Annotated in this window: 19 protein-coding genes and 1 pseudogene; 12 read left to right on the plus strand and 8 right to left on the minus strand. The window is 70.2% G+C overall.

What is annotated here, in order from left to right; genetic code table 11:
- Nucleotides 1-21: 21 nt before the first annotated feature.
- Nucleotides 22-2,532, minus strand: coding sequence for a DNA translocase FtsK (locus ABZ815_RS05555; protein WP_357694302.1), 2,511 nt, complete (start codon nt 2,530-2,532; stop codon nt 22-24).
- Nucleotides 2,533-2,854: 322 nt separating this feature from the next.
- Nucleotides 2,855-3,571: a GntR family transcriptional regulator gene (locus ABZ815_RS05560; RefSeq protein WP_357694304.1), complete on the minus strand. Its 717-nt coding sequence runs from the start codon at nt 3,569-3,571 to the stop codon at nt 2,855-2,857.
- An 85-nt stretch (nt 3,572-3,656) separates the two neighbouring features.
- Between ABZ815_RS05560 and ABZ815_RS05565 the strand changes: the two genes are divergently transcribed.
- Both ABZ815_RS05565 and ABZ815_RS05570 read left to right on the plus strand, forming a co-directional pair.
- The gene (locus tag ABZ815_RS05565; RefSeq protein ID WP_357694305.1) at nt 3,657-3,905 is read left to right on the plus strand and encodes a hypothetical protein; all 249 of its coding nucleotides are present in this window, start codon (nt 3,657-3,659) and stop codon (nt 3,903-3,905) included.
- Between the two features lie 51 nt (nt 3,906-3,956).
- Complete coding sequence (locus ABZ815_RS05570) at nt 3,957-6,467, plus strand: SpoIIE family protein phosphatase (RefSeq protein WP_357694307.1); 2,511 nt, start codon at nt 3,957-3,959, stop codon at nt 6,465-6,467.
- Here the strand turns inward: ABZ815_RS05570 and ABZ815_RS05575 are convergent.
- The 3 genes from ABZ815_RS05575 to ABZ815_RS05585 all read right to left on the minus strand — a co-directional run bounded on the left by ABZ815_RS05575 (nt 6,457) and on the right by ABZ815_RS05585 (nt 9,229).
- Nucleotides 6,457-7,392, minus strand: a complete 936-nt coding sequence (locus tag ABZ815_RS05575; RefSeq protein ID WP_357694309.1) for an aldose epimerase family protein — start codon at nt 7,390-7,392, stop codon at nt 6,457-6,459. The two genes, ABZ815_RS05570 and ABZ815_RS05575, sit on opposite strands and share 11 nt — an antisense overlap.
- Nucleotides 7,389-8,351: a LacI family DNA-binding transcriptional regulator gene (locus tag ABZ815_RS05580; RefSeq protein WP_357694311.1), complete on the minus strand. Its 963-nt coding sequence runs from the start codon at nt 8,349-8,351 to the stop codon at nt 7,389-7,391. The genes ABZ815_RS05575 and ABZ815_RS05580 overlap by 4 nt, the downstream gene beginning before the upstream one ends.
- An 83-nt stretch (nt 8,352-8,434) precedes the next feature.
- A complete protein-coding gene (locus ABZ815_RS05585) occupies nt 8,435-9,229 on the minus strand; it encodes an NAD(P)-dependent oxidoreductase (protein ID WP_357694313.1) in 795 nt (264 codons plus the stop codon).
- Between the two features lie 135 nt (nt 9,230-9,364).
- Between ABZ815_RS05585 and ABZ815_RS05590 the strand changes: the two genes are divergently transcribed.
- From ABZ815_RS05590 to ABZ815_RS05610, 5 genes are all read left to right on the plus strand, one after another.
- Nucleotides 9,365-10,672 carry a sugar ABC transporter substrate-binding protein gene (locus tag ABZ815_RS05590; protein WP_357694315.1) on the plus strand — a complete coding sequence of 436 codons (1,308 nt, stop codon included), beginning with the start codon at nt 9,365-9,367 and terminating at the stop codon, nt 10,670-10,672.
- Nucleotides 10,669-11,595: a sugar ABC transporter permease gene (locus ABZ815_RS05595; RefSeq protein ID WP_357694317.1), complete on the plus strand. Its 927-nt coding sequence runs from the start codon at nt 10,669-10,671 to the stop codon at nt 11,593-11,595. The genes ABZ815_RS05590 and ABZ815_RS05595 overlap by 4 nt, the downstream gene beginning before the upstream one ends.
- Nucleotides 11,592-12,452, plus strand: a complete 861-nt coding sequence (locus tag ABZ815_RS05600) for a carbohydrate ABC transporter permease (protein WP_357694319.1) — start codon at nt 11,592-11,594, stop codon at nt 12,450-12,452. The genes ABZ815_RS05595 and ABZ815_RS05600 overlap by 4 nt, the downstream gene beginning before the upstream one ends.
- Nucleotides 12,453-12,518: 66 nt before the next feature.
- On the plus strand, nt 12,519-13,280 hold the full coding sequence (locus ABZ815_RS05605; RefSeq protein WP_357694321.1) for an IclR family transcriptional regulator: 762 nt from the start codon (nt 12,519-12,521) through the stop codon (nt 13,278-13,280).
- Between the two features lie 24 nt (nt 13,281-13,304).
- Nucleotides 13,305-14,213 carry a 5-dehydro-4-deoxyglucarate dehydratase gene (locus tag ABZ815_RS05610; protein ID WP_357694323.1) on the plus strand — a complete coding sequence of 303 codons (909 nt, stop codon included), beginning with the start codon at nt 13,305-13,307 and terminating at the stop codon, nt 14,211-14,213.
- 152 nt (nt 14,214-14,365) lie between these two features.
- Here ABZ815_RS05610 and ABZ815_RS05615 read toward each other — a convergent pair whose 3' ends face one another.
- On the minus strand, nt 14,366-15,838 hold the full coding sequence (locus tag ABZ815_RS05615; protein ID WP_357694325.1) for an aldehyde dehydrogenase (NADP(+)): 1,473 nt from the start codon (nt 15,836-15,838) through the stop codon (nt 14,366-14,368).
- A 108-nt stretch (nt 15,839-15,946) separates the two neighbouring features.
- Between ABZ815_RS05615 and ABZ815_RS05620 the strand changes: the two genes are divergently transcribed.
- Both ABZ815_RS05620 and ABZ815_RS05625 read left to right on the plus strand, forming a co-directional pair.
- Complete coding sequence (locus ABZ815_RS05620; protein ID WP_357694327.1) at nt 15,947-17,203, plus strand: glucarate dehydratase family protein; 1,257 nt, start codon at nt 15,947-15,949, stop codon at nt 17,201-17,203.
- Entirely contained in the window at nt 17,200-18,738 is a 1,539-nt protein-coding gene (locus ABZ815_RS05625) for a hypothetical protein (RefSeq protein WP_357694328.1), read from the plus strand. Before ABZ815_RS05620 ends, ABZ815_RS05625 begins: the two co-directional genes overlap by 4 nt.
- A gap of 526 nt (nt 18,739-19,264) precedes the next feature.
- Here the strand turns inward: ABZ815_RS05625 and ABZ815_RS05630 are convergent.
- The gene (locus ABZ815_RS05630; protein WP_357694330.1) at nt 19,265-19,762 is read right to left on the minus strand and encodes a DUF402 domain-containing protein; all 498 of its coding nucleotides are present in this window, start codon (nt 19,760-19,762) and stop codon (nt 19,265-19,267) included.
- A gap of 818 nt (nt 19,763-20,580) precedes the next feature.
- Here ABZ815_RS05630 and ABZ815_RS05635 point away from each other — a divergent pair.
- Nucleotides 20,581-20,817, plus strand: a pseudogene (locus ABZ815_RS05635) (transposase); the annotation flags it as partial.
- 420 nt (nt 20,818-21,237) lie between these two features.
- On the opposite strand, the gene ABZ815_RS05640 reads toward ABZ815_RS05635, so the two are convergent.
- Nucleotides 21,238-21,864: a hypothetical protein gene (locus ABZ815_RS05640; RefSeq protein WP_357694331.1), complete on the minus strand. Its 627-nt coding sequence runs from the start codon at nt 21,862-21,864 to the stop codon at nt 21,238-21,240.
- A 300-nt stretch (nt 21,865-22,164) separates the two neighbouring features.
- Here ABZ815_RS05640 and ABZ815_RS05645 point away from each other — a divergent pair, with 300 nt between their 5' ends.
- Nucleotides 22,165-23,289 (plus strand): histidine kinase, encoded by a 1,125-nt coding sequence (locus tag ABZ815_RS05645; RefSeq protein WP_357694333.1) that lies wholly within the window; start codon nt 22,165-22,167, stop codon nt 23,287-23,289.
- Nucleotides 23,286-23,933 (plus strand): response regulator transcription factor, encoded by a 648-nt coding sequence (locus ABZ815_RS05650; protein WP_357694335.1) that lies wholly within the window; start codon nt 23,286-23,288, stop codon nt 23,931-23,933. Before ABZ815_RS05645 ends, ABZ815_RS05650 begins: the two co-directional genes overlap by 4 nt.
- Nucleotides 23,934-23,942: the final 9 nt, after the last annotated feature.

Raw genomic sequence — 23,942 nt, forward strand, 5'->3', positions numbered from 1 at the left:
CCGTGGACCCGTGCATTGGGGTCATTCGCCACGCAGGTCGGCCAGCAGGCCAGGCAGATCGTCCGGTTTCACCAGGACTTCTCGGGCCTTGGAGCCCTCGCTGGGGCCGACCACGTTGCGGCTCTCCAGCAGGTCCATCAGCCGTCCGGCCTTGGCGAAGCCGACGCGCAGCTTGCGCTGCAACATCGAGGTCGAGCCGAACTGGGTGGTCACGATCAGCTCGGCGGCCTGGATCAGCAGGTCGAGGTCGTCGCCGATCTCCTCGTCGATCTCCCGCTTGACCGGCGCGGCGGCCACGTCGTCGCGGTATTCGACCTGCATCTGCTCCTTGCAGTGCGTGACGATCTCGGCGATCTCCTTCTCCGAGACGTACGCGTTCTGGATCCGGATGGGCTTGCTCGCGCCCATCGGCAGGAACAGCGCGTCACCCTGGCCGACCAGTTTGTCGGCGCCGGGCTGGTCGAGGATGACCCGCGAGTCGGTCAGCGACGACACGGCGAAGGCCAGCCTGGACGGCACGTTGGCCTTGATCAGGCCGGTGACGACGTCGACCGAGGGCCGCTGGGTGGCGATGACCAGGTGGATGCCGGCCGCGCGGGCGAGCTGCGTGATGCGCACGATCGAGTCCTCGACGTCGCGCGGGGCCACCATCATGAGGTCGGCCAGCTCGTCCACGATGACCAGCAGGTACGGGTACGGCTGGTAGACCCGCTCGCTGCCCGGCGGCGGCACGAGCTTGCCCGCGCGCACGGCCTTGTTGAACTCGTCGACGTGCCGGAACCCGCTGGCGGCCAGGTCGTCGTAGCGGCGGTCCATCTCGCCCACGACCCATTCCAGGGCCTCAGCGGCCTTCTTCGGGTTGGTGATGATGGGCGTGATGAGGTGGGGGATGCCCTCGTAGACGCTGAGCTCGACGCGTTTGGGGTCGACCAGCACCATGCGCACCTCGTCGGGGGTCGAGCGCATGAGGATGCTGGTGATGAGGCCGTTGACGCAGACCGACTTGCCCGCGCCGGTCGCACCGGCGATGAGCAGGTGGGGCATCTTGGCGAGGTTCGCCACGATCGTGCGGCCCTCGACGTCCTTGCCCAGGCCCACGATCATCGGGTGGTGGTCGGCCTGGGCCACCTGGGAGCGCAGCACGTCGCCGAGCGCCACCAGGTCCTTGTCGGCGTTCGGGATCTCGACCCCGATCGCCGACTTGCCGGGGATCGGGGACAGGATCCGGACGTCGGCCGACTTGACGGCGTAGGCGATGTTCTTGGTGAGGGCGGTGACCTTCTCCACCTTGACGGCGGGGCCCAGCTCGATCTCGTAGCGGGTGACCGTCGGGCCGCGGGTGAAGCCGATCACCTGGGCGTCGATGGTGAACTGCTCCAGCACGCTGGTCAGCGCGTTGACCACGGTCGTGTTGGCCTTGGTCTGCGGCTTGGGCGCGGTGCCGGGCTTGAGGAACTGCAGGTCGGGCAGGCTGTACGGCCCCGCCTGCGGCGACAGCACGAGCTGCTCGACCTTGCGCGGCGCGGGCGTCGGCTCCGGCGGCTCCGGCCTGCGCTCCGGCACGGACTGTTCCTCGTCCGCGGGCCCGTCGACGAGCCCCGGCACGATCTCCGGCGAGTGGTCGGCCAGCTTGTCCTTCTCGGCGAGGACCGGCGTGTCGTACGGCTTGACCGTCTCGGCGACCTCGGTCTCCGCCTTCTTCGTCCGCGGCCTGCGCTTGGCCGGCTCCCGGGACGCGAGCGGCTCGGCGTGCCGCTCGAACAGCATGTGCCGCAGCTCCGACAGCCGCTCGGGGATGCGGTGGACGGGCGTGGCGGTGATCACCAGCACGCCGAACCCCGACAGGAGCAGCAGCAGCGGGATCGTGATCCAGGACGGCAGGATGCTCATCGGCGGCGCCGACACGATGAACCCGATCATGCCCCCGGCGGCCGACACCTTGTCCATGCCCTGACCCTGACCCGCCGGGTAGGGGGTGTCGTTGGCGACGTGGATGACGCCGAGCACGCCGACCATGAGCGCGCTCCACCCGATGACCATGCGGCCGGTGTCGGCGTTCTGGTCGGGGTGGCGCAGGTAGCGCCAGGCCAGCAGGCCGAGCAGCAGCGGCAGCGCCCAGGCCAGCGAGCCGAACACGGCGTGCACGACGGTGTTCACGACGCCCGAGACGGTGCCCTCGGGGTTGCGCCAGGTCATCGCGGCCAGCACGATCGCGCCGGCCAGCACCGACAGGCCCACGCCGTCGCGCCGGTGGGCGGGGTCGAGCTCGCGGGCGTTCTTGCCGAGCGCGCGGGCGGTGCTGCCGATGCCGTTGGCGAGCAGCATCCACAGCCCGACGATCAGCTTGCCGACCATCGTGAAGACCCAGCTGATCGGGTCGGGATGGGTCACGGAGGACTTGCGGCCGGAGCTCGCGGCCTTCGCCCTCGGTCGCCCCGCCGCCGTGGCCGGCCGCTTCGCGGGGGTCGATCGAGGCGAGGTCGACCGCTTCGCCGGCCCCTTCGATGCGCTTTTCGGCGTACGGGTGGCCATGATGCCAAAGGTACGTCGGAGACGCCGCCGCACGCGCGGAGACGCGCCGTGCGCCTGAAATGTCCTGTTCTATTCATATAGATGACTGGTCACGTTCAGTGGCGCCGCGCATCGTTCGGTCATGACGTACACGCTGATCCATCTCACCGACGTCCACGTCGTGCCCGAGGGGCCGCCGCCCGCCCGCGCGCCGGGCAGGGCTCGTGGGACGCCGTCACGATGGCAGGCGGCCTGCGGCTGCTCGGCCCCTCAGGGGCGCCGGCCACGCTCGTGCCGCTGTCGGCCGGGCCGCCGGTCTACGAGCTGGACACCGAGGTGCTGCTCAGTCATATCGGGTGACGAACGAGATCATGTCGCCGCGGCAGCGCCGCTCGACATGGCACAGGGGCCGCCCGTCGTGCGTGAGCAGCCCCTCCCGCACCAGCACCGCCTCGCCCGCCTGCATCTCCAGCATGCTCTGGTCGTGCAGGTCGGCGGGCTCGGCCGAGATGGCGTGCCAGGCGTAGCGGTAGGGGTGGCCGGCGGCCTCCAGGGAGGCGAGCACGCCCGCCTTGGCGTCGAGGCGCAGCGCGGCCAGCTCGGGGGCCAGGCGGTAGCGGCTGAGCACGCAGGGCCGCTCGGCCGTCCCGAGCAGGGTGGTGATCTCGTGCACGACGCCGCCGGGCAGCCGCAGGTGGCCGGCCGCCGCCGGATGGGCCGCCTCGGCCCGCTCCACGACCCGCTCACCGCCGCCGAACACGCCCGCCATGCTCGCCAGGCCCGCGATGTCCGACGGGCGGTGGCGGCGCGTCTCGGGGTCGATGGAGACCTCGATGCGGCGCGGCGCCCGCCTGACGAAGCTCCCGAGCCCCTGCCGGGTCTCGACCAGGCCGGCCTTGCGCAGCTCCACCATCGCCTGGCGGGCGGTCAGCCGGTGGACGCCGTAGCGCTCGGCGAGCGCGTCCTCGGTCGGCAGGCGCTCGCCCGGCGCCAGCTCGCCCGACTCGATGGACCTGCCGAGGAGTCGGGCGATCTCCCGGTAGCGGGCTTGTCGTGGCACGTGAACACCTTAGAGGTGCCGCAGGGTTCACCCTTCGGCCACATGCAGGCGGTCTTCCCGCAGACCGCCCACTCGTATCTGACCCATGCCCCTCCTGAATTTCTGGGACGTCGCCATCGAGACGTCCCTGCGCCCGGGCGTGCTCTACCGCTCGGCGCAACCGCACACCCTCCCCCCCGAGGGCGCCCGGCTCGTCGCCGACCTGCGGCTCATCGCCGACCTGGGCGAACTGGCGGTGGCCGCCGCGCTCGCGCCGCTGGTCGGCCTGCTCCGGGACGTGCGTCAGCCGGGAGCACCTTCTTCACAACCGGAGGTATCACCGGCACCCATCTGACACTCTGACTGTGACCGAACTGCCACAACGAGTGATGTTCTAGGACGCACAGTGGACACGACCAGAGTGTCGAGCACAGCCTTCGACGGCACTCCCCACGCCCCGGCGCACGCGCGCCGCTTCATCCGCCAGGTGCTCACCGAGTGGCGCCTCAGCCACCTGGCGGAGGACGCGGTGCTGCTGGCGGGCGAGCTCGTCGCCAACGCCGTGCTGCACGCGGGCACCGGCATCGAGCTGACCTGCCGTCTCGACGCGGCGGCGAGCCCGGCCAGGCTGGAGATCGAGGTCGACGACCACCGGCCCGCCAGGACGGTCCCGGCGCCCGGGAGCCCGTCCACCGACGCCGTGTGCACGTCCGGGCCCGCTACCGGCCCCTTCCCCGCACCTCCCTCCGGACCGGCGGCCGGGCGTGGGCTCGCGCTGGCCGCCATGCTGGCCGACGCCTGGGGCGTCACCTACACCCGGACCGCCAAGCGGGTGTGGGTGCGCCTGGAGCTGACCGACGGGCCCGACCACCAGGAGGTCATGGTCGGCACGCCGGGCCTGGCGCCCGCCACCGTGGCCGCGCCCATCGAGGCGCTGCACGTCGGGGTGCTGCTCGCCGACGGCGACGGGACCGTGCTGTCGTGGAACTCCGAGGCCGAGCACCTGCTGGGCTGGACGTCCGAGCAGGCCGTCGGCAGGCCGCTGGCCGACCTGGTGGCCTGGCGCGGCCACGGCCCGTACGCGATGTCGCTGGGCGCGACGCTGTCCCTGGGCCGCTGGCGGGGCGAGGCGCGCATGCGCCACCGTGACGGCCGGCTGATGCCCGTCTACGTCTCCCACGTACGCAGCCGCGGCGGTCCGGAGGACCGGCGGTCGGTCTGGATGATGGTGGCCGGCGACCACCGCTACGTGCTGACGCCGCCGTCGGCGCCGCCGCGCAGGGAGGCCGGACGGCGCATCAAGGACCTGCTCGACCGGGACATGCCGTTCGCGGAGTTGCTGGACACCATCGCCCGGATCGTCCAGACGAGCAGCGGCGGCGACGCGGCGTACGTGCTGCTGGCCGCCGACGGCGGCGACCGGTTCGGCGTGGCGGCGGGCGCGGGCGCGACGGCGGGGCTGGTGGGCGTGCTGGCCGCGGGCGTGTTCGGCCCCGACGGCAGGACGCCGTCGATGATCGACGACCTGCTGGCCGGCGACGTCGAGCTGGCCCAGCAGCTGCGGGCCAGGTCGCTGGCGTGCGCGCCGATGAACGTGGGCGGCGAGGTGACCGGCTACATCGTGGTGACCGCGGCCCAGCAGGGACGGTTCGACCAGGAGCTCACGGTCAGCCTCCAGCACATCGCCGACCAGGTGGCCGTGCCGGTGCAGCGCGAACGGCTGGCCGAGCGCGAGCGCGCCCACCGCGGCCGGCTGTCGTTCCTGGCCGAGGCCGGCGAGCTGCTGGCCGGGGTGCACGACGAGGAGCTGATCGCCGCGCTGACCGCGCAGCTCGTCGTGCCCAAGATCGCGACGTGGGCGGCGGTCTACCTGACCGATCTGGCGGGCATGACCAGGCTCGCCCACGTCTGGCACAGCGAGGAGCGCTACAACGCCAACCTGCGCAGGTCGCTGCCGGCGATCCCGCGCACCGCGCTCAACGAGGTGAGCTGGCCGGTCGGCGCCGAGACGGTGCTGTCGTTCCCGCTGCTCACGCAGGGCAGGTCGCACGGCGCGCTGGTGATCGGCCGCGCCGAGCCGACCCTGCCGCTGGAGCTGGCCGACCTGCTGGCCGACCTGTGCCGGCTGGTCGCGCTCAACCTGCACACCGCCATGCTGTACACCCGGCAGGCGACCACCTCGCGGGTGCTGCAACGCAGCCTGCTGCCCATGCGCGTGGCCCCCATGCCGGGCCTGGAGTCGGCGGTCGTCTACGAGCCGGCCGAGGAGGGCGCCGACGTGGGCGGCGACTTCTACGACCTGTTCACGGTCTCCGACCACTGGTGCTTCGCCCTCGGCGACGTGTGCGGCAGCGGCCCCGAGGCGGCCGCGGTGACCGGCCTGGCCCGGCACGCCGTACGGCTGCTGGCCAAGGAGCACTACACGGTGGCCGACATCTTCGACCGGCTCAACCAGGCCCTGCTGGAGGAGGGCGACGACGGCCGCTTCCTGAGCCTGCTGTGCGGCGAGCTGACCCCGCTCCCCCAGGGCGGCGCGCTGTGCACGATCGCGTCGGCCGGGCACCCGCCGCCCCTGCTGCTGCGCGCCGACGGCGTGGTGGACACGGTGGCCGCGCCGCAACTGCTGCTCGGCGTCGAGGCCGGCGCCAGGTTCTACGTCGAGACGTTCGAGCTGGCGCCGGAGGAGGTGCTGCTGTGCGTCACCGACGGCGTGACCGAGCGGCGCGACGGCGACCGGCTGCTCGACGACGACGACGGCCTGTCGGCGCTGCTGTCCACCTGCCGGGGGCTGAGCGCCCACGCGGTGGCCGAACGCGTCCGGCAGGCGGTCGAGACGTTCGCCCAGGAGCCGTCGCACGACGACGTGGCGCTGCTGGTCATCAAGGCCGCGACGGAGCTGCGCGGGGTCAGGCCGTGAACCGGTAGGTGGTCGAGGAGGTGTGGCGCTCGCCGGGCCGCAGCACGGTGGAGGGGAAGTGCGGCTGGTTCGGCGAGTCGGGGAAGTGCTGGGTCTCCAGGCACAACCCGGCGAAGGGCCCGTACGGCGTGGCGACCCCGTCGAGCATGCCGCCCGCGTAGAACTGCACGGCGGGCTCGGTGGTGGTCACCCGCATGGTCAGGCCGCCCGCGCTGACCTCGATGTCGCCGTCGAGCACGTAGCAGTGGTCGTAGCCGCCGTCCATCCGCTCGCCCACCGCGTGCGGCTCGGTGAAGTCGAAGGGGGTGCCCTTGACCGGGGCGAGCTCGCCCGTGGGGATCTTGCCGTCGTCCACGGGGAGGTAGTGGCCGGCGTCCATGCGGACGACGTGGCCGAGCACGTCGCCGCCGCCGGTCAGGTTGAAGTAGGAGTGGTTGGTGAGGTTGAGCACGGTGGGCGCGTCGGTCTCGGCGGCGTAGTCGAGGCGGATCGCGTCGTGCTCAAGGGTGTAGGTGACCGAGGCGGTGAGCGTGCCGGGGTAGCCCTGGTCGCCGTCGGGGCTGGTCAGTTCGAGGGTGACCGAGGAGGGGGTGCGGGCGGTGATCGTCCAGACCTGGGCGTCGAAGCCCCGGGTGCCGCCGTGCAGGCTGTTGGGGCCGTTGTTGACCGGCAGGCGGTGCTCGCGGCCGTCGAGGGTGAAACGGCCACCGGCCACGCGGTTGCCGTAGCGGCCGACCACGGCGCCGAAGTAGCGGCTGCGGGTCAGGTAGTCCTCCAGCGTGTCCAGGCCGAGCACGACATCGAGGCCGGAGACCTCCAGCGAGCGCAGTACGGCGCCGTAGGTGAGCACCTCGGCGCGCAACCGTCCGGACGACAGCTCCACGCGCTCGACGCTCTCGCCGGACGGCAGCGTTCCGAAGATCATGTGTTGGCCCTTCCCGTGGACTCGCGGACGATGAGGTCGGTGTCCAGGTTGATCACCGCGCCCTCGCCCTCTGACTGCAGCAGCAGGTCGACCGCCATCCGCCCGGCCGCGGCGGCGGGCATCGCCACCGTGGTGAGCTTGGGCCGGCCGAGCCGCCCGGGCAGGATGTCGTCGAACCCGATCACACTGATCCGGCCCGGCACGTCGACGTCCATCGCCGTCAGCCCCTCGATGAGGCCGAGCGCGACGAGGTCGTTGTAGGCCAGCACGCCGGTCGCCCCGCAGGCGGCCACGTCGGGCGCCACCGCCAGGCCGCCCGACTCGGTGGGCTGGTTGGGGCCGAAGAAGAGCAGGTCGAGGCCGGGCATCTCGGCCGCGGCGGCCTGCATCTCGTTGCTGGTCCACGAGCCGGGCGGGCCGGACAGCAGGGCGATCCTGCGGTGGCCGAGCCCGGCCAGGTGCTCCAGCGCGAGCCTGGCGCCCCTGCCGACGTCCATCAGCACCGCGGGCATGCCCTTGATCCGCCGGTTGACCAGCACGGACGGCACGTCCTCGGCCAGGCGCTCGATCATCCGGTTGGACAGCCGGGGGCTGCACAGCAGCACGCCGTCGACCTGCTTGGCGAACGTGCGGATCAGCTCCTCCTCGACCCGCGGATCCTCGTCGGTGTCGGCCACGAAGACGTGGTAGTCGCGCCCTCGCGCCTGCGCCTGCGCGGCCTTGATCAGCGGCGGGAAGAAGGGGTTGGCGATGTCGGCCACGATGAGGCCGAGGTTGAACGTGCGCCCGGTCGTCAGCGCCCTGGCCGCCCTGTTGGGCCGGTAGCCGAGGTCGTCGGCGGCGGCCAGCACCCGGTTTCGCGTGGCAGGATTGACCAGGTGCGGCGCCGAGAAGGTGCGCGAGACGGTCGACACGTGCACGCCGCAGGCGCGTGCGACGTCTTTGATCGTCACCGTCATCGCCCGTCCTCCTTGCAAACGGTTGCCAGAGCCAAGCCTTGACCTTCGGCAGTCTAGCCGTCAAGGTTTCTGCAACCGTTTGCTTACCAGGAGCCGCCGAGTTCCTTCAGCGTGAACACTCCGCCGGCGCGGTCGTGCACAGGGTCCGACAGGTCGGGCTCACCCTGTTCCGCGACGAGCGCGGCGGCCTGGGGCTCGGAGTTGTCACGGGAGGCGTAGCCGATGCGGCGGGCCTCGGCCAGCGACCACCACCGGCGGGCGTTGTCGGAGACGCCCCAGACGACGTGGTAGCCGGGCGCCGTGAGCGCGGCCTCGACCAGCCGGGCGAGGTCGTCGGGCGAGATCCAGGTGGCCAGCCCGCGGGTGTCGGCCGAGCCCTCGTTGCAGGTGCCCAGCCGGATCACGGTCACGTTCATGCCGAACCGGTCGTGGTACAGGCTGCCCAGGGCCTCCATGACGACCTTGCTGACGCCGTAGAAGGTGTCCGGGCGCGGGAAGGCGTAGTCGGGCAGGACGGAGCCGTCCCGCGGCCTGGTGTGGAAGCCGGCCGCGTGGTGGCTGCCCATGAGCACCAGATGCCGGACGCCCTCGTTCCTGGCGGCCTCCATGAGGACCTGGGTGCCGTTGACGTTGGCGTGCACGATGTCGTCCCAGGGGTGTTCGCGGCTCTGGCCGCCCAGGTGCAGGACGGCGTCCACGCCCTTCATGGCCGCGGCCATGGCCGCGGGGTCGGCGAGGTCGGCGCCCGCCCATTCCTCGTCCGGGCCCGGCTCGACCGGGTGGAGGTCGGAGAGCCGCAGCGTACGACCTGGACGGGCGAGCCGGGGACGGAGCAGCGTGCCGACTTTTCCCGCCGCGCCGGTCATCAGAATGCGCATGCCAACCGTTGTACACAATTCTGATTCAAATTCACATACTCGAATATTGACCGCGTTGTCTCGCCATAGTTACCGTCACAGGAACCAGTTCAGACACACGACATGTGTCCATGTATGTGAACGGGAGGCGGTCTGATGTCACGCCGTTTGCTGGGACTCGCGCTCGCCGCGACCCTGGCCGCCACGCTGACGGGCTGCGGTTCCGGGGGATCGAGCAAGGACGACACGCTGGAGATCTGGATCAGGCAACCGCCCGACTCCGATGCCGCGAAGACGGCGGTGAAACTCGCCGGGGCCTTCACCAAGGCCAGCGGGGTCAAGACCAAAGTCGTCGCGCTCTTCGACGACTTCGAGACGAAACTGAACCAGCAGGCCTCGCAGAAGGCGCTCCCCGACATAGTCATCAACGACACCGCGCAACTCGGCAACATGCATTCTCAGGGCTGGCTGCGGGAGATCGACAAGGGCAAGCTGGCCGGCGGCGACCAGCTCTCCGACCTGGCCTGGAAGGCGGCCACCGGCTCCGACGGCAAGTTCTACGGCGCGCCCTTCTCCGCCCAGGCCTTCGCGCTCGTCGTCCGCAAGGACTGGCGGGAGAAGGTCGGCATGCAACCCCCGCGGACCTGGGCCGACCTGGCCGAGCTGGCGCGGGCGTTCACCGAGAAGGACCCCGACGGCAACGGCCAGAAGGACACCGCGGGCTTCGTGATCCCGGCCGGCACCAAACGCGGCTACGCCTCCTGGTACGCCTCCTCCCTCATCTACGCCAACGGCGGCGACTTCGTGAAGCCCACCGGCCCCGGCAGGTTCACCGCGATGACGGACGACCCCAGGACCGTCGAGGCCGTCCAGTACCTCCAGGACCAGTTCTGCCGGAGCAAGACGGTCAACCCGGGCGCGGTCAGCAACGACACCACCGTCACGCACGAGGTGTTCGAGAAGGGACAGGGCGGCATCTACCTGGTCGGCCCGTACGTGCTGGCCCGGTTCGTCAAGAGCGTCGGCACCGACAGGATCGAGGTGCTGCCGGTGCCCAAGGGCCCGTCCGGCGGCCCCGGGACCCTCGGCGAGGGCGAGAACGTGTACCTCATGGCCGGCTCCGGCATGGAGGACGCCCAGAAGAGGTTCGCCGAGTTCGCGATCTCCCCCGACGGCCAGCGGATCGGCATGAACAAGGACGCCAACGGCGCCATCGTCCGCCTGCCGGTGAACAAGGGCGTCGATCTGGCCGCCGAGCGGCAGGACCCGCGCTGGAAGGTGTTCCAGGAGTCCTACGAACATGCCGTCTACGCGCCCCCGGTGCCCAACTGGGCGCCCATCCGGCAGGACTCGGCCGACGTCATCAATGCCGTGTGGGCCGACTGCGGCGCCGACGTCAAGGCCAGGATGGGCGAGCTGACCACCAAGCTCAATCAGGAACTGAAGAGCCAGAAGGCGTCATGACTCCGGCCGTCACCCGGGCGGCGGCCATGACGGCCGGCCCACGCCGCCGCGCCAGGCCGGTGCGGCGGCGCGGGACGCTGGTCGCCTGGCTGTTCCTCGCGCCCGCCCTGCTGCTGTTCCTGTACTTCAAGTTCATCCCGATGGTCCTGGGCCTGTGGAAGAGCTTCAACAAGGTCCAGTACGTCTCGGACGAATGGGTCGGCCTCGACAACTACCGCACGATCATCGCCGACGACGCGTTCGTCGCGGCCATCTGGCACAGCCTCGTGCTGGCGCTCGGCACCACGCTCGGCTCGCTCCTGCTCGGGCTCGTGCTCGCGTTGCTCGTCGAGGGGCCCGCCCGCCATCTGTGGTTCGTCAGGACCGCGGCCTTCCTCCCGGTCGTCACCACGATGGCGGCGGTGGCCGAGGTGTGGCGGATCATGTTCCATCCGGGCGACACCGGCATGCTCAACGTCGTCATCGGGTGGGTCGGCATCGACCCTCAGCCGTGGCTGGGCAGCGAGGACTCCTCGCTCTGGTCGATCATGCTGATGAGCGTCTGGCGCGGGACGCCGTACGACATGATGATCTTCCTGGCCGGGCTGGTCGGCGTGGACCGCAGCCTGTACGAGGCCGCCGCCGTCGACGGCGCCTCCACCCGGCACCGGCTGCGGCACATCACGCTGCCGGCGTTGCGTCCGGTGTTCTGGATCCTGTTCACACTGGCCGCCATCCGCGGGCTGCGGGTGTTCGTCGAGGTGTACGTCCTGACCAACGGCGGCCCCAACGGCTCGTCGGAGGTGCTGATGACGCTGATCTACAAGCTCGGCTTCCAGAAGAACGAGCTGGGGGTCGCCTCGGCGGGCGGGATCGTGCTGTTCCTGGCCACGCTGGCGCTGACCCTGGTCGTGCAGGCACTGCGCAGGAGGCAGGCGACATGAGGTTCGACAGCGCCCTGGGCCTGGAGGCGCGCAGGGGGCCTCTGGCCACCGCGGGCAAGGTCGCGCTCTACTCCGCGATGGTCCTGGTCTTCACCGGGCCGCTGGTGGGGCTGCTGGTCAGCGCGTTCAGCAGGACGCTCGACCCGACGTCCTTCTCGTTGTGGCCCGACGACCTGACGCTGGAGAACTTCGTCCAGGCCGGGGAGAAGAACGTCTATCTGTACCTGTTCAACTCCTTCGTCGTCGTGGGGTTCGGGCTGCTGCTGCAACTGCTGGTGAGCGTGTTCGCGGCGTACTCGCTGGCGCGCAAGAAGTTCCGCGGCATGACGGTCGTGATGCTGCTCATGCTGGCCACGATGATGCTGCCCGAGGAGATCATCGCGATCCCGCTGTCGCTGGTCCTCGCCGACCTGCCCGTCCTGCACCTGAACCTGATCGGCACGTACGCCGGGATGATCCTGCCCGTCGGCGCCTGGGGCTTCTCGATCCTGGTGATGACCGAGTTCATGAAGGAGGTGCCGGTCGAGCTGGAGGAGGCGGCCCGCATCGACGGCGCGGGCGAGTTGCGCATCTTCGCGACGATCATCGTGCCGCTGTGCCGTCCGGCCCTCGGCGTGATCGGCGTCTTCGGCTTCACCATGATCTGGGACCAGTACCTGCTGCCCCTGATCGTCTCGACGGACTCCAGCACCTGGACCCTGCCCATCGCCCTGCGCTCGCTCCGCTCGGACGAGGAGGTCGGCCTCGGCGTGCTGCTCGCAGCCTCACTGCTGGCGCTGCTGCCGTCGATCATCGCGTTCCTGGCCTTCCAGCGGCAGTTCATGCGAGGTCTGACCAGTGGGGCGATCAAGGGTTGATGTCCATGTATCTGGACGGGATCCCATATCCTGACACCCCGAAGCCGCCGCCGAGATGGGACGAGTATGGAGCCACAGCTGGTCAAGTCCGCCGAGCGGACCGTACGCATCCTGGAGACCCTGGCAGAGTCCTCCGACCACATGACGCTCTCGGAGCTCCAGCGGCGCACCGGCTTCCCACGCAGCAGCCTGCACGCCCTCATGCGCACCCTGGTCGAGCTCAACTGGGTGGAGACCGACACGACCAGGTCGGCGTTCGGCATCGGGCCGCACGCCCTGCTGACCGGCACCGCCTACCTCGACAAGGACCCGGCGCTGCGCTTCGCCCAGCAGACCCTGGAGGACCTGCGGGACGAGATCGGCCAGACCGTGCACTTCGCCCGCCGGGACGAGGCCCACGTCCTCTACCTGGCCACCCGCGAGTCCCGCGAGGCGGGCCACGTGATCCCCAGGGTGGGCCGGCGGCTGCCCGCCCACGTGACCGCGCTCGGCCAGGTGCTGCTCGCCCAGCTCACCGACGACGAGGTCGTGGCCCTGCTGCCCGACCCGCTGAAGGCGCTGACCGAGCACACCATCACCGACCTGACCAAGCTGACCGGAGAGCTCGACCAGGTGCGCACCCGCGGCTGGGCCCTCGAACGCGAACAGGGCACCCCCGGCGTGGCCTGCGTGGCCGTGGCGGTCGACTACCGCATCCCGGCCACCGACGCGATCAGCTGCTCGATGCCGGTCGCGCTCCCGCCCGCCGAGATCGAGCGGATCACCGAAGCGGTGATCAAGCACACCCGCAAGCTGGCTGCCACTCTGCGCAGGGAAGGCATCCGCTAGACCCCCTCATTGGAAGGACTGCCGATGCGGCTGGACGGTGTTCTCTTCTTTCCCGTGACCCCCTTCGACGGCGACGGGGCCGTCTCGGAGCAGGTGCTGGCCGAGCACGTCTCCGCCGGGGTCGCGGCCGGGGCGGGAGGAGTGTTCGCCGCGTGCGGAACCGGTGAGTTCAACGCCCTCGACCTGGCCGACTACACCAAGGTCATGACCACGTCGGTGGCCGCGGCCCGGGGGCGGGCGCCCGTCTTCGGGGGCGCGGGCGGGCCGCTGCCCACCGCCAGGGCCGTCGCGCGGGCCGCCGCCGACAGCGGGGCCGACGGGTTGCTGCTGCTGCCTCCGTACCTGGTCAGCGCCCCACCATCCGGTCTCGTGCGGTACGTGCGCGAGGTGGCGGCCGCCACCGACCTGCCGGTCATCATCTACCAGCGGGCGAACGCGCGCTTCTCCCCCGCCGCCGTGGCCGAGCTCGCCGCCCTGCCGAACGTCATCGGCTTCAAGGACGGGCTGGGCGACCTCGACCTGCTCCAGCGCATCATCCTGACCGTGCGGGCGGCCGCGCCCGGCGGGGAGTTCACGTTCTTCAACGGCCTCCCCACCGCCGAGCTGACCGTGCCCGCCTACCGCGGGCTCGGGGTGAGCCTGTACTCCAGCGCCGTGTTCGCCTTCGCGCCCGAGATCGCGCTGGCCTTCCACAAGGCGGTGACGGGCGGGGACGAGGTGCTCGTGCGGCGGCTGCTCACCGGTTTCTACCTACCGCTGGTGGAGCTGCGTGATCTGGTGCCGGGGTATGCGGTGTCGCTGGTCAAGGCGGGCGTACGGATGCGGGGGCTGGACGTGGGCGGCGTCCGCCCGCCCCTGCTGGACCCGTCCCCCGAACACCTGGCCGCCTTGGAGCGCATCACAGCGCAGGGCCTGCAAATCGCCGCCACCTGACCAACCCCAAGGCTCTCTCCCCGGCCCCCTCCCCCACGCGCCCTGAGCCCTGGCATGCTCGCCGCCCTCAAGAGCGCATCAGGCGCGTCCGCAGGCGGGCCCGTCCGCCCAGCGGGGAGCCCCGAGCGGGGTGGCGTTCTTGGGCGCGTCCGTCAGCCCGCCTGCAGGCGGCCGTCCACCCGGCGGGGGATCCCGAGGGGGTTGGCGTCCTTGAGCTCGTCCGGCAGCAGCGCCTCCGGCCAGTCCTGGTACGCGACCGGCGCCACCCATCGCCCGATCGCCGTCGCCCCCACCGACGTGTACGCCGACGTCGAAGCAGGCCAAGGCCCACCGTGGTGCATCGCCCAGCAGACGGCCACCCCGGTCGGCCAGCCGTTCCAGATCAGCCGCCCCGCCTTCCGCCCGAGCACCTCGACGATCTCCTCGGCCTCGTCCGGATCACCGCCATGGACCGTCGCCGTGAGCGACCCTTCCAGCCGCTCCAGCACCCTCCGCAGCTCCGAAATCTCCCGATAAGTCACCACAACAGCCGCCGGCCCGAAACACTCCTCCGCGATCCCCGGCAACCTCGCCCCGAACGACTCCAGATCGGTCGCGAACACCTTGGGCGCCACCGCCCAGGCCCCCTCCCCCGGCTTCCCCTCCGCCAGCAGCGGCAGTTCGCCGAGCCGTCCGAGCCCGCCCAGGTACCCGTCCCGGATGCGCTCGGCCAGCATGGGCCCTCCGCCGGTCGCCTCGACCGCCGCGACCAGCGCCTTGCGCAACTCGTCGTCCTCGGGGACGAACACGAGGCCCGGGTTCGTACAGAACTGCCCGACCCCCAACGTCAGCGACGCCGCGAACCCGCTCGCCACCTCCCCCACCTCCGCCGACGGCAGCACCACCACGGGATTGACGCTGCCCAGCTCCCCGTAGAAGGGGATGGGCGTCTCCCGCTCGTCGATCAGCTTCTGGATCGCCTTGCCGCCCGCCACCGACCCGGTGAACCCGGCCGCGACCACCCGAGGGTGCCGTACCAGGTCGGCTCCCGCCTGCATCCCCTGCACCATCCCAAGCAGGTCCGGGTAAGGCAGGGCGTTCCGTACGATCTTCGCCACCCGCTCGGACGTGTTCGGATGCCCCGGATGCGCCTTGACCACCACGGCACATCCCGCCGCCAGCGCCGAGGCGGTGTCCCCACCGGCCACCGAGAACGCGAACGGGAAGTTGCTCGCCGCGAACACCGCGACGACCCCGGTCAGCGGATGGTTCATCCGCCGCACGTCCGGGCGCGGCGGCGTGAGCGCCGGGTCGGCGTGGTCGATGACGGCCTCCAGGTAGCCGCCGTCCCTGACGACCTGGGCGAACAGCCGGAACTGGCCGGCCGTACGCGCGACCTCGCCGCGCAGCCGTCCCTCTCCGAGCGCGGTCTCCTGATCGGCGAGTTGCCACAGTTCGTCCACGTGTGCGGTGAGCGCGTCGGCGACGGCCTCCAGCGCCTCCGCCCGCTCGTCCGCCGGGGTCGCACGCCACGCGGCGCCGGCCGCCACCGCCGCGGAGACGATCAGGTCGACCCCGGCGCTGTCGGTCTCGGGCAGTGCGCTGCCCACGGTCTCACCGGTCCTGGGGTCGTATCCGTAGATCATCGAGTGGCCCTTCGGAGTCTTGACACTGTCTCGGCCCGATTCTTACAGTTGCGGCAACCTGTCCACAAATCTGGCAATTGTTCACATATATGGACGGCGGTTTCTGAATTGATTATCCGGCAGATCCACGTCACCCCCGTCGCCTTCCGGGACCCGCCCCTCCTGAACGCCGCCGGAGTCCACGAGCCGTGGGCCCTCCGCACCATCGTCGAGATCATCACGGACGAGGGCATCTCCGGCCTCGGCGAGACCTACGGCGACCTCGGCCACCTCACCAAGGTCCGCGAGTGCGCGCAGGTCCTGCTTGGGCTCGACGTCCACGCCACCAACGAAATGTACGCCCGCATCGCCGCCACCGTCGGCGACGTCGTCACCGACCTGCACGGCCTGACCGGCGTCGCCACCAAGGAGAAGAGCGTCGACCGGGTCTTCTCCCCCTTCGAGGTGGCCTGCCTGGACATCCGCGGCAAAGCGGCCGGCGTACCCGTCGTGGACCTGCTCGGCGGCCGCGTCCGCGACGCCGTGCCCTACAGCGCGTACCTCTTCTACAAGTGGGCGGGCCACCCCGGCGCGGCCCCCGACCGCTTCGGCCCGGCCCTCGACGAGGCGAGCCTGGTGGCACAGGCCGCCCTCCTGATCAAGGAGTACGGTTTCTCCTCGATCAAGCTGAAGGGCGGCGTCCTCCCACCCGACCAGGAGGTCGCCGGCATCCGCGCCCTGCACGAGGCGCTCCCCGGCATCCCCCTCCGCCTGGACCCCAACGCCGCCTGGAGTGTCGAGACCTCCATCCGCGTCGGCCGCGAGCTCGACGGCGCCCTCCAGTACCTGGAGGACCCCACGCCGGGCATCGCGGGCATGGCCGAGGTGGCCGCGGCCGTCCCGATGCCGCTCGCCACGAACATGTGCGTCGTCACCCCCGAACACCTGCCCCCCGCCATCTCCGCCCGCGCGATCGGCGTGCTCCTCCTGGACCATCACTACTGGGGCGGTCTCGTACGATCCGCGCACATCGCCACCCTCTGCGGCACCTTCGGCCTGGACCTGTCCATGCACTCCAACTCCCACCTCGGCATCAGCCTGGCCGCGATGACCCATCTGGCCGCCGCCACCCCGAACCTCACCTTCGCCTGCGACACCCACACCCCCTGGCAGGACGGCCAGGACGTCGTGCGTCCCGGCAGCCTGCGCTTCACCGACGGCGCCGTACCGGTGCCCGCCGGTCCCGGACTGGGGGTCGAACTGGACCGCGACGTGCTGGCGGTCATGAACGAGCAGTACGAGACCTGCGGCATCCGGGCCCGCGACGACACGACGTACATGCAGCGCCACGAACCCGCCTTCTCCGCGAAGAGACCCCGCTGGTGAACGTCGCCTACGTCTACCCCTGGGACATCGTCGGCGACCCGTCGGCCCCCGCCCGCCTGGCCGACCTGGGCGTGGACGTGATCGCCCTGGCCGCCAGCTACCACTCCACCCGCGCAGCCACCCCGTACCACCCCGAACACCGCGTACTGGACGTCCCCCATCCTGCGTTCTACCTGCCGATCCGCCCGCGCGCCTGGTCCCGCCTGGTCCCCGCCGCCCCCACCTGGACCCCGCCGGACGCCTACCTCCAGGCCCAGACGGCCCTGCGGAAGGCCGGCCTGAAGGTCCACGCCTGGACCGTCCTCACCCACAACTCCTACCTGGGAACCCGCTTCCCCGACCTGAACGTGCGCAACGCCTTCGGCGACCCGTACCCGTACGCCCTCTGCCCCGCCCACGAGGACGTCCTAGCGTACTGCGAGACCCTCGTCACGGAAATCCTCACCCTGGCCGAACCGGACGGCCTGATCCTGGAGGCATGCGGCCCGATGGGCTTCGGGCACCAGAGCGTGCACGAGAAGACCTCCGGCGCCGACTGGACCGCCACCGACGCCGACCTCCTCTCCCTGTGCTTCTGCACCGCCTGCGCACCGCAGTACCTTCCAGAAACCGCCGCAAGAGTCCGCATCACCATCGACCGCCCCCAACCCACCCCCGGCCCCCTCACCACCCCAGCCAGCGGCACCACCGCCGCAACCACCACCCCCACAGACGCCCCCACCGCCCCCTCAAGCACATCCACCCCAAACGCGCCGACCTCAGTGGACGCGACCTCAGGGGACCCGGCGTCAGACGGCCCGGAGTCGGAGGGCCCGCCGTCGGAAGGCCCGCCGTCGGAAGGCCCGACCTCAGGAACACGGACCCTTGGAACATCGTCCGCAGGCGCCCTGACCTCAGGAGCCTCAACCGCAGGCATCCCAGCCATAGGCACAGCAGCGCCAGGAGCCCCGACCGCAGGCCCTGCTGGTAACGCTTCGCCCGACCCCGACCCCGACCCCGACCCCGGCGCCGCACTCCGAACCCTCACAGCCCCCGACAACACCGGCGGCCATGCCACCCTCCGCCACCACACAGACCCGATGGAGCTCGCCCTCGGCCCCTTGGCGAACGAGATACGTGCAACCCGCGTGAGCCTGTCAGCATCCCTCCGCCGCCGCCTCATCTCGGCCGCCCGCCGAACAGCCCCCAACATCCCCATCACCCTGCACGCCAACCCGAACCCATGGGCCACCGGCGCCTTCGCCGCCCTCCCCGCCGGCGACCCAGACCTGGACGTCCTCGTGGGCAACTGCTGGGGCGACACCACCACCGACGCCGCCCGCCTCACAGCTCTGGCGAACCTGCGCACCCCTGGCCAACGAGTAGGCGCCTACGTCCTGGCCCTCCCACCCCGCCCCGCCGACGCAGCCACGCTGGCCGGCCAACTGAAGACCTACGCCAAGGCCGGCGCCTCAGAATTCCACCTGTACCACGCAGGTCTGGCCTCCCGGCGCCGCCTCTCCACCATCGCGACCGCTCTCCGCCTCCTCCAATAGCCTCGCCCCAACGACCTGCCCCAGGAGCCTCCACCTCACACCGCACCAGTGAGGAGAGGCACCCATCCGGTGCGGCTCACTCCCTCGCCGGCGACGCCCCGTCGGGCCACCCATCAAGATGCACGTGACACTCATCGCCGCAGGCACTCAAGCCCACATGACAGCCAGCGCACCCGAGTCCCCGGAGAGCTCCCCCAAAGAGCCGACACTCCAGGACGATCAACCAGCCCAGCAAAGGCAACGGACTGCCTTCGCCGATCACCACCGCCCGCCAAAGACGAAGCCCAGACACAGAAAGACACCCACCAACCAGCCCAAGCAACGACAGAGCTGCAACCAGCGTCTGAGGTCAGCCATTCCTCAGATCAGCCATCACGGCCCAGCGCCAAAGATCAACCATTTGGCCAGCGCCTCAGCCGCCTGACTTGACCACCTCAGCACCCCACAACCCGCACCAGCCGCCAGCGCCGACCGTCAGGCCCCAGCCCGAGCAATGCCACCCACGCACCCCCCGAACCGACGCCACTTAATCCATCATCGCAAGCCACCCCAGATGCGCTCCCCCGAACGGCCCTCTACGAGCCCCAACCGCATCCATCAGCCACCGAGCGCTCTCCTCCGCCGCAGCGATCAACTCCGGCGGATACCCCAGCACGACCTGATGCTCAGCGAACTCGTCCTCATCGTCGAGGATGAGCCGCCCATCCCGCTTCCTGATCACATCGAGATCGAGATCCAACATGGTGACCTCGTCGTCACGCCACTCGGGAACCGTGGTGACATCCACATAGACCTCGGTCCGATGCGGTGCCGCGTTGAACGACGCCGTCCACCAGGCATCCCGCGGAAAGAGCATGATGGCGTGGGTGTCCCAGGTGATGGCCGGCCCATCCCCCTTGCGCGCAACCGTCCCTCCAGGCACGGCAACCCACACCCCATGCTGATCTTCTCCGAGCACCTTGCCCGGATGGTTCCAGTGCAACGCCCCGCCGTACTTCCGAAACACCACCCGTACATCGCTCATAGAACAAATCTACTTTTCGTCCCCCGCCACCACGAGCACCCATACGCCGCCGCCCCACCCCCTTCCGCATCCGCCCTTCACCATGCCTCCGAGACCATGCCCCCACCACAGACCCCGCCCAGGCCCTCTACCTCCCCTCCCTCCCGCACCATGCCGGAACACCATCCGACACGCCTCACAGCACAAGCCCCAGCCCACTCCTCACTGCCACCCGAGACTTGGCAGGCGGCCCCCTGACCAGCCCGCGAAACGAGCCGGCCACCAGGGGCCACACCCGAAAGGCCGCCACGGCCCCCATGGGACTGAACCGCAGACCAAGAACACACCTCAACCGAAACTAACCTGACCGCTCCACGAACCCTCAGCCCCCGAAGCGCAAACAACACGACAGGCGCCAGACACTCCCCAACCGGCCCAGAACGAACCTGACCCCTCACGCTCCCTCAAGGCCAGTACGCTCCGCCCTCTGCCAGAGAGTCGCCTCGAACTCGAGCCGCCACACCCTCACCAGAGGCAAGGACCAACGGAAGCCGACAGAACCTCTCTCCCTCACACGCCATTCAACATACTCGACCTGCACTCAACAACACTTGAATCAAGCCACCAGGGAACATTTCGCCTAAAAGCTATACAATCTCTGAAATGCCGCCAGCATTACATCGCCCCCAAAAAGGACCATCACACCGTCACCACTCATGACCAACCGCTCAAATACCCGCACATTTTCATCATTCCCGCCCCGCGCACACACTTCCAGCCCAAGAACGCTCCGATATCCCTCTTACCACGGCTCCCCGATCCCGCTTAGATAGTGAGCCGTGGCAAGACGTAGCGAGTTGACCGACGAAGCATGGGAGCGGATCGCGCCTCTACTCCCGATTGCCGCAGGCCCCGGCCGCCCTTGGCGGGGACACCGGCAAGTAGTTAACGGAATCCTGTGGCGCTTCGAGACTGGAGCGACCTGGCGAGAAATCCCCAAATGCTACGGCCCCTGGCAAACCTGCTACGAACGATACAAACGCTGGACCGAAGACGGAACGTGGGCAAGGGTCCTAGAGGAAGCACAAGCCGGAGAAGATCCCAACCCTTCCCAGACAACCAGCACCCCTCCACCACACCCCATTCATAGCCCTCAAAAAGGAACAAACACCAACGGACAACCACCCCACGCCCCCGAGCACCCATGAGGGACGCAAAATGGGACGCTTATCCCACTATCCCCGAACCGTCCACCCTCAGCACTCCACCAGCATCAACATAAGCATTCGGCCCCACAACTAGGCCACCGGCTAGTAATCTTCACCCTGAGCAAGCCGAAACACGAACGGTTGCCACACTTAACCGTTCAATGTAGGACGAGACTGATCCGATAGCGGATCCCACAGACACCCGCGCGGGCACTTTAGAAACCCCCTCCATTTTGCCCGCGCGGGCACCTACTGGCTCCTCCACTTCGGCCCGCGCGGGCGCCACCCCTACACCTGTGCCCGTGCGGGCCGATCCTGAGCGTTGGCAGTTCTGTACGAACCGATGCTCGTCCCTAAGAGCCTGCCAACAAAGGCTTGGGTGTGGCGGCGGCGCCGATAGTAGGCGTAGGCCAGGGCGAGCACGATCGGGCCCCACAGGTTCAGCGGGCTGATGCATGCCGCGGCCAGGATTTCCCACCAGACGTTCTCGTAAGCGACCTGGTCAACGGTTCCGACCCATTGAAGCACCGTCTGTACCGGCAGTATCGACAAGATCGCACCCCCGGCCACCGCGGGGATGATCGCGGCCATCGGCCGTACGCGACGCCCCCCGAGGAACGGGATCCAGTTCGGGACGACCTCTCCCCACCGGCGCACGAGGCCGATGCACAGCAAGGCCGCCAGCTCCGACAACACGCTGAGCCCGAAGATGTACGAAAGCCTGATGATCCACAGCGCCGGCATTTCCGTGTCGTGGACTTGGCCCATCGGGAAGTTGAAGGCGAACGGCAGCCTCCACAAACAAGAAGGAAGCACCAGCCAGGGAAGCGCGTAGGCGGCACGCAGCGCCCAGCGCGGGACGGGCCGTTCGGTGTCGCTGGCGGCCGGAGCTTTGTGCAGCAAGTTGATCGTCATGGTTCTACCTCCAGGACTGTCCGGATGAGTGGCCGGCGTGTACTCGATCTTGGTGATTCATCTGGCCGTCGGCGGCGAGACCGGCCAGCAGCCATCTCTCCCGCGTCTGCTTCTGCTGGCCCGCGCCCTGCCCGAGTGCTCCGTGAACGGCGCTTGACAGCAGCACGCCGGACATCGGTTTCCGTACCATCGCAGCCTCCTGGCCTCTGGAATCAGCACCCAGACTGCGCTCGCGCGGCGAGGAAGACATCTGCCGATCGGCTGATTCGCCGGCACCGGCGCTGCTCTAAGGTGCCGCCCATGAGACTTCTCGCAGGCGGGCTGGTGGCGGCTGGCGCGCTCGCGCTCGCGTTCGTCCTGTGGCCGCTCCCGAGCCCGCTCGTCGTCGTGCCCGCGGTGCTCACGGCCGCAGCCATGTGGCTTGTCTGGTGGCCGAGGGCACGCCCCCGCCTCGCGGCGATCACGGCGGCCGCCGGTGTGACCGGCGCGGCGTGCACGCTCGCCTGGTTGGCCGATCCCGGCACCGCGGGCGGCCCGTCGACCTACGTTCACACGGTCGCCGTGCTCGCGTTGATGACGCTGACCGTGCGCTGGGCCGCCGTACGGCAGGCGGTCCCGGCGGTGGGGGTGGCCGCGATCTCCGAAGCGCTCCTGGCGTTGCAGATCACCCAGCCACCGCCGTCGGGCCTCGACGCGGTCGCCCTCACTCTCTTCTGGTCCATCGGCACGGCAGGCGCAGTCGGCCTCGGCGCCTATCTCCGTGCTCTCGATCGGCGCCGGGTCGAGGCGGTCAGGCAGGCCCGCCGCGCCCAGCGGCTGCAGCTTGCCCGCGACCTGCACGATTTCGTCGCCCACGACGTCAGCGCCATGGTCCTGCAGGCACAGGCGGCGCAGATCCTGCTTGACCGCGATCCGTCCGAGGCCGTGGCTGCACTGCGGGCGATCGAGGAGGACGGCTCGCGGGCGCTGGCGTCGATGGACCGGACCGTACGCACGCTGCGCGAGCTGGAGGGCGACAGCGCCCCCGCCGAGCCGCTGCCTGGCCTCGACGACCTGCCCGATCTGGTACGGCGTTTCGCCGACGCGGGCTTCCCCGACACCGAGATGCGCGTCGAACCGTCCGGCCCGGTGCCGCGCGAGGTCGCGACCACGACCTACCGCATCGTCGTGGAGGCGCTCACCAACGTCAGGAAGCACGCGCCGGCCGGGTCGAGCGTCGCCATTCAGGTGAGCGACGAGACGGGGCCGGTCGTCGTGACCGTGGCCGACCATGCACGCGACCAGGCCCTGCCGCGCCTGCCGTCCGCCGAACGCGCCGGCGTCGGCCTGGCCGGGCTGGCCGAGCGGGTGGAGGCGCTGGGCGGCAAGTTCACCTCGGGCCGCGCCGTCGGCGGCGGCTGGGTCGTGAAGGCGGTGTTCCCATGACCATCCGGGTTCTGATCGCCGACGATCAGCCGGCCGTCCGGCGCAGCTTCCGCACGATCCTCGCCGCCCAGCCGGACTTGGAGGTGGTGGGCGAGGCAGCGGACGGCGTGGCCGCGCTCGACCTCGCCCGCGCGCTCCGGCCGGACGTGGTCGTCGCCGACATCCGCATGCCGCGCATGGACGGGCTCGAACTCACCCGGCGCCTGGCCGGCCCCGAGACGCCATCGCCGATGCGGGTGATCGTCGTGACCACCTACGACCTCGATGAGTACGTGCACGCCGCCCTCCGCGCAGGAGCCTGCGGTTTTCTGCTCAAACACGCGGGGCCGGTGCTCCTCGTGGAGGGCATCAGAGCGGCAGCCGCCGGCGATGCCTTGATCAGCCCTTCGGTGACCGTACGGCTGCTGCGCCATCTCACCCCGTCACCCGTTCGTACCGGCGTACCGGGTGAACAGCCGCTGAGCGACCGCGAGCTGGAGATCGTCAAGCTGGTCGCCGCAGGGAGATCCAACCCCGAAATCGCCGCCGAGTTGTTCATCTCGGCGGGCACCGCCAGGACCCACGTGGCCAACGTCCAGCGCAAGCTCGGTGTGCGCAACCGCGTGGGCATAGCCGCCTGGGCCTGGGAACACGGCCGTGCGTGAACCCTGAGC

Source organism: Nonomuraea sp. NPDC047529, from assembly GCF_040642995.1.
Lineage (GTDB): Bacteria > Actinomycetota > Actinomycetes > Streptosporangiales > Streptosporangiaceae > Nonomuraea.

Excerpts from the sequence above, each read along its gene's own strand:
- ABZ815_RS05580 (WP_357694311.1), bottom strand. The coding sequence starts at position 8,351 with ATGACGGTGACGATCAAAGACGTCGCACGCGCCTGCGGCGTGCACGTG.
- ABZ815_RS05630 (WP_357694330.1), bottom strand. The coding sequence starts at position 19,762 with ATGAGCGATGTACGGGTGGTGTTTCGGAAGTACGGCGGGGCGTTGCAC.
- ABZ815_RS05555 (WP_357694302.1), bottom strand. The coding sequence starts at position 2,532 with ATGGCCACCCGTACGCCGAAAAGCGCATCGAAGGGGCCGGCGAAGCGG.
- ABZ815_RS05645 (WP_357694333.1), top strand. The coding sequence starts at position 22,165 with ATGAGACTTCTCGCAGGCGGGCTGGTGGCGGCTGGCGCGCTCGCGCTC.
- ABZ815_RS05650 (WP_357694335.1), top strand. The coding sequence starts at position 23,286 with ATGACCATCCGGGTTCTGATCGCCGACGATCAGCCGGCCGTCCGGCGC.
- ABZ815_RS05565 (WP_357694305.1), top strand. The coding sequence starts at position 3,657 with ATGCCCCTCCTGAATTTCTGGGACGTCGCCATCGAGACGTCCCTGCGC.
- ABZ815_RS05585 (WP_357694313.1), bottom strand. The coding sequence starts at position 9,229 with ATGCGCATTCTGATGACCGGCGCGGCGGGAAAAGTCGGCACGCTGCTC.
- ABZ815_RS05590 (WP_357694315.1), top strand. The coding sequence starts at position 9,365 with ATGTCACGCCGTTTGCTGGGACTCGCGCTCGCCGCGACCCTGGCCGCC.
- ABZ815_RS05605 (WP_357694321.1), top strand. The coding sequence starts at position 12,519 with ATGGAGCCACAGCTGGTCAAGTCCGCCGAGCGGACCGTACGCATCCTG.
- ABZ815_RS05595 (WP_357694317.1), top strand. The coding sequence starts at position 10,669 with ATGACTCCGGCCGTCACCCGGGCGGCGGCCATGACGGCCGGCCCACGC.
- ABZ815_RS05640 (WP_357694331.1), bottom strand. The coding sequence starts at position 21,864 with ATGACGATCAACTTGCTGCACAAAGCTCCGGCCGCCAGCGACACCGAA.
- ABZ815_RS05615 (WP_357694325.1), bottom strand. The coding sequence starts at position 15,838 with ATGATCTACGGATACGACCCCAGGACCGGTGAGACCGTGGGCAGCGCA.
- ABZ815_RS05610 (WP_357694323.1), top strand. The coding sequence starts at position 13,305 with ATGCGGCTGGACGGTGTTCTCTTCTTTCCCGTGACCCCCTTCGACGGC.
- ABZ815_RS05575 (WP_357694309.1), bottom strand. The coding sequence starts at position 7,392 with ATGATCTTCGGAACGCTGCCGTCCGGCGAGAGCGTCGAGCGCGTGGAG.
- ABZ815_RS05600 (WP_357694319.1), top strand. The coding sequence starts at position 11,592 with ATGAGGTTCGACAGCGCCCTGGGCCTGGAGGCGCGCAGGGGGCCTCTG.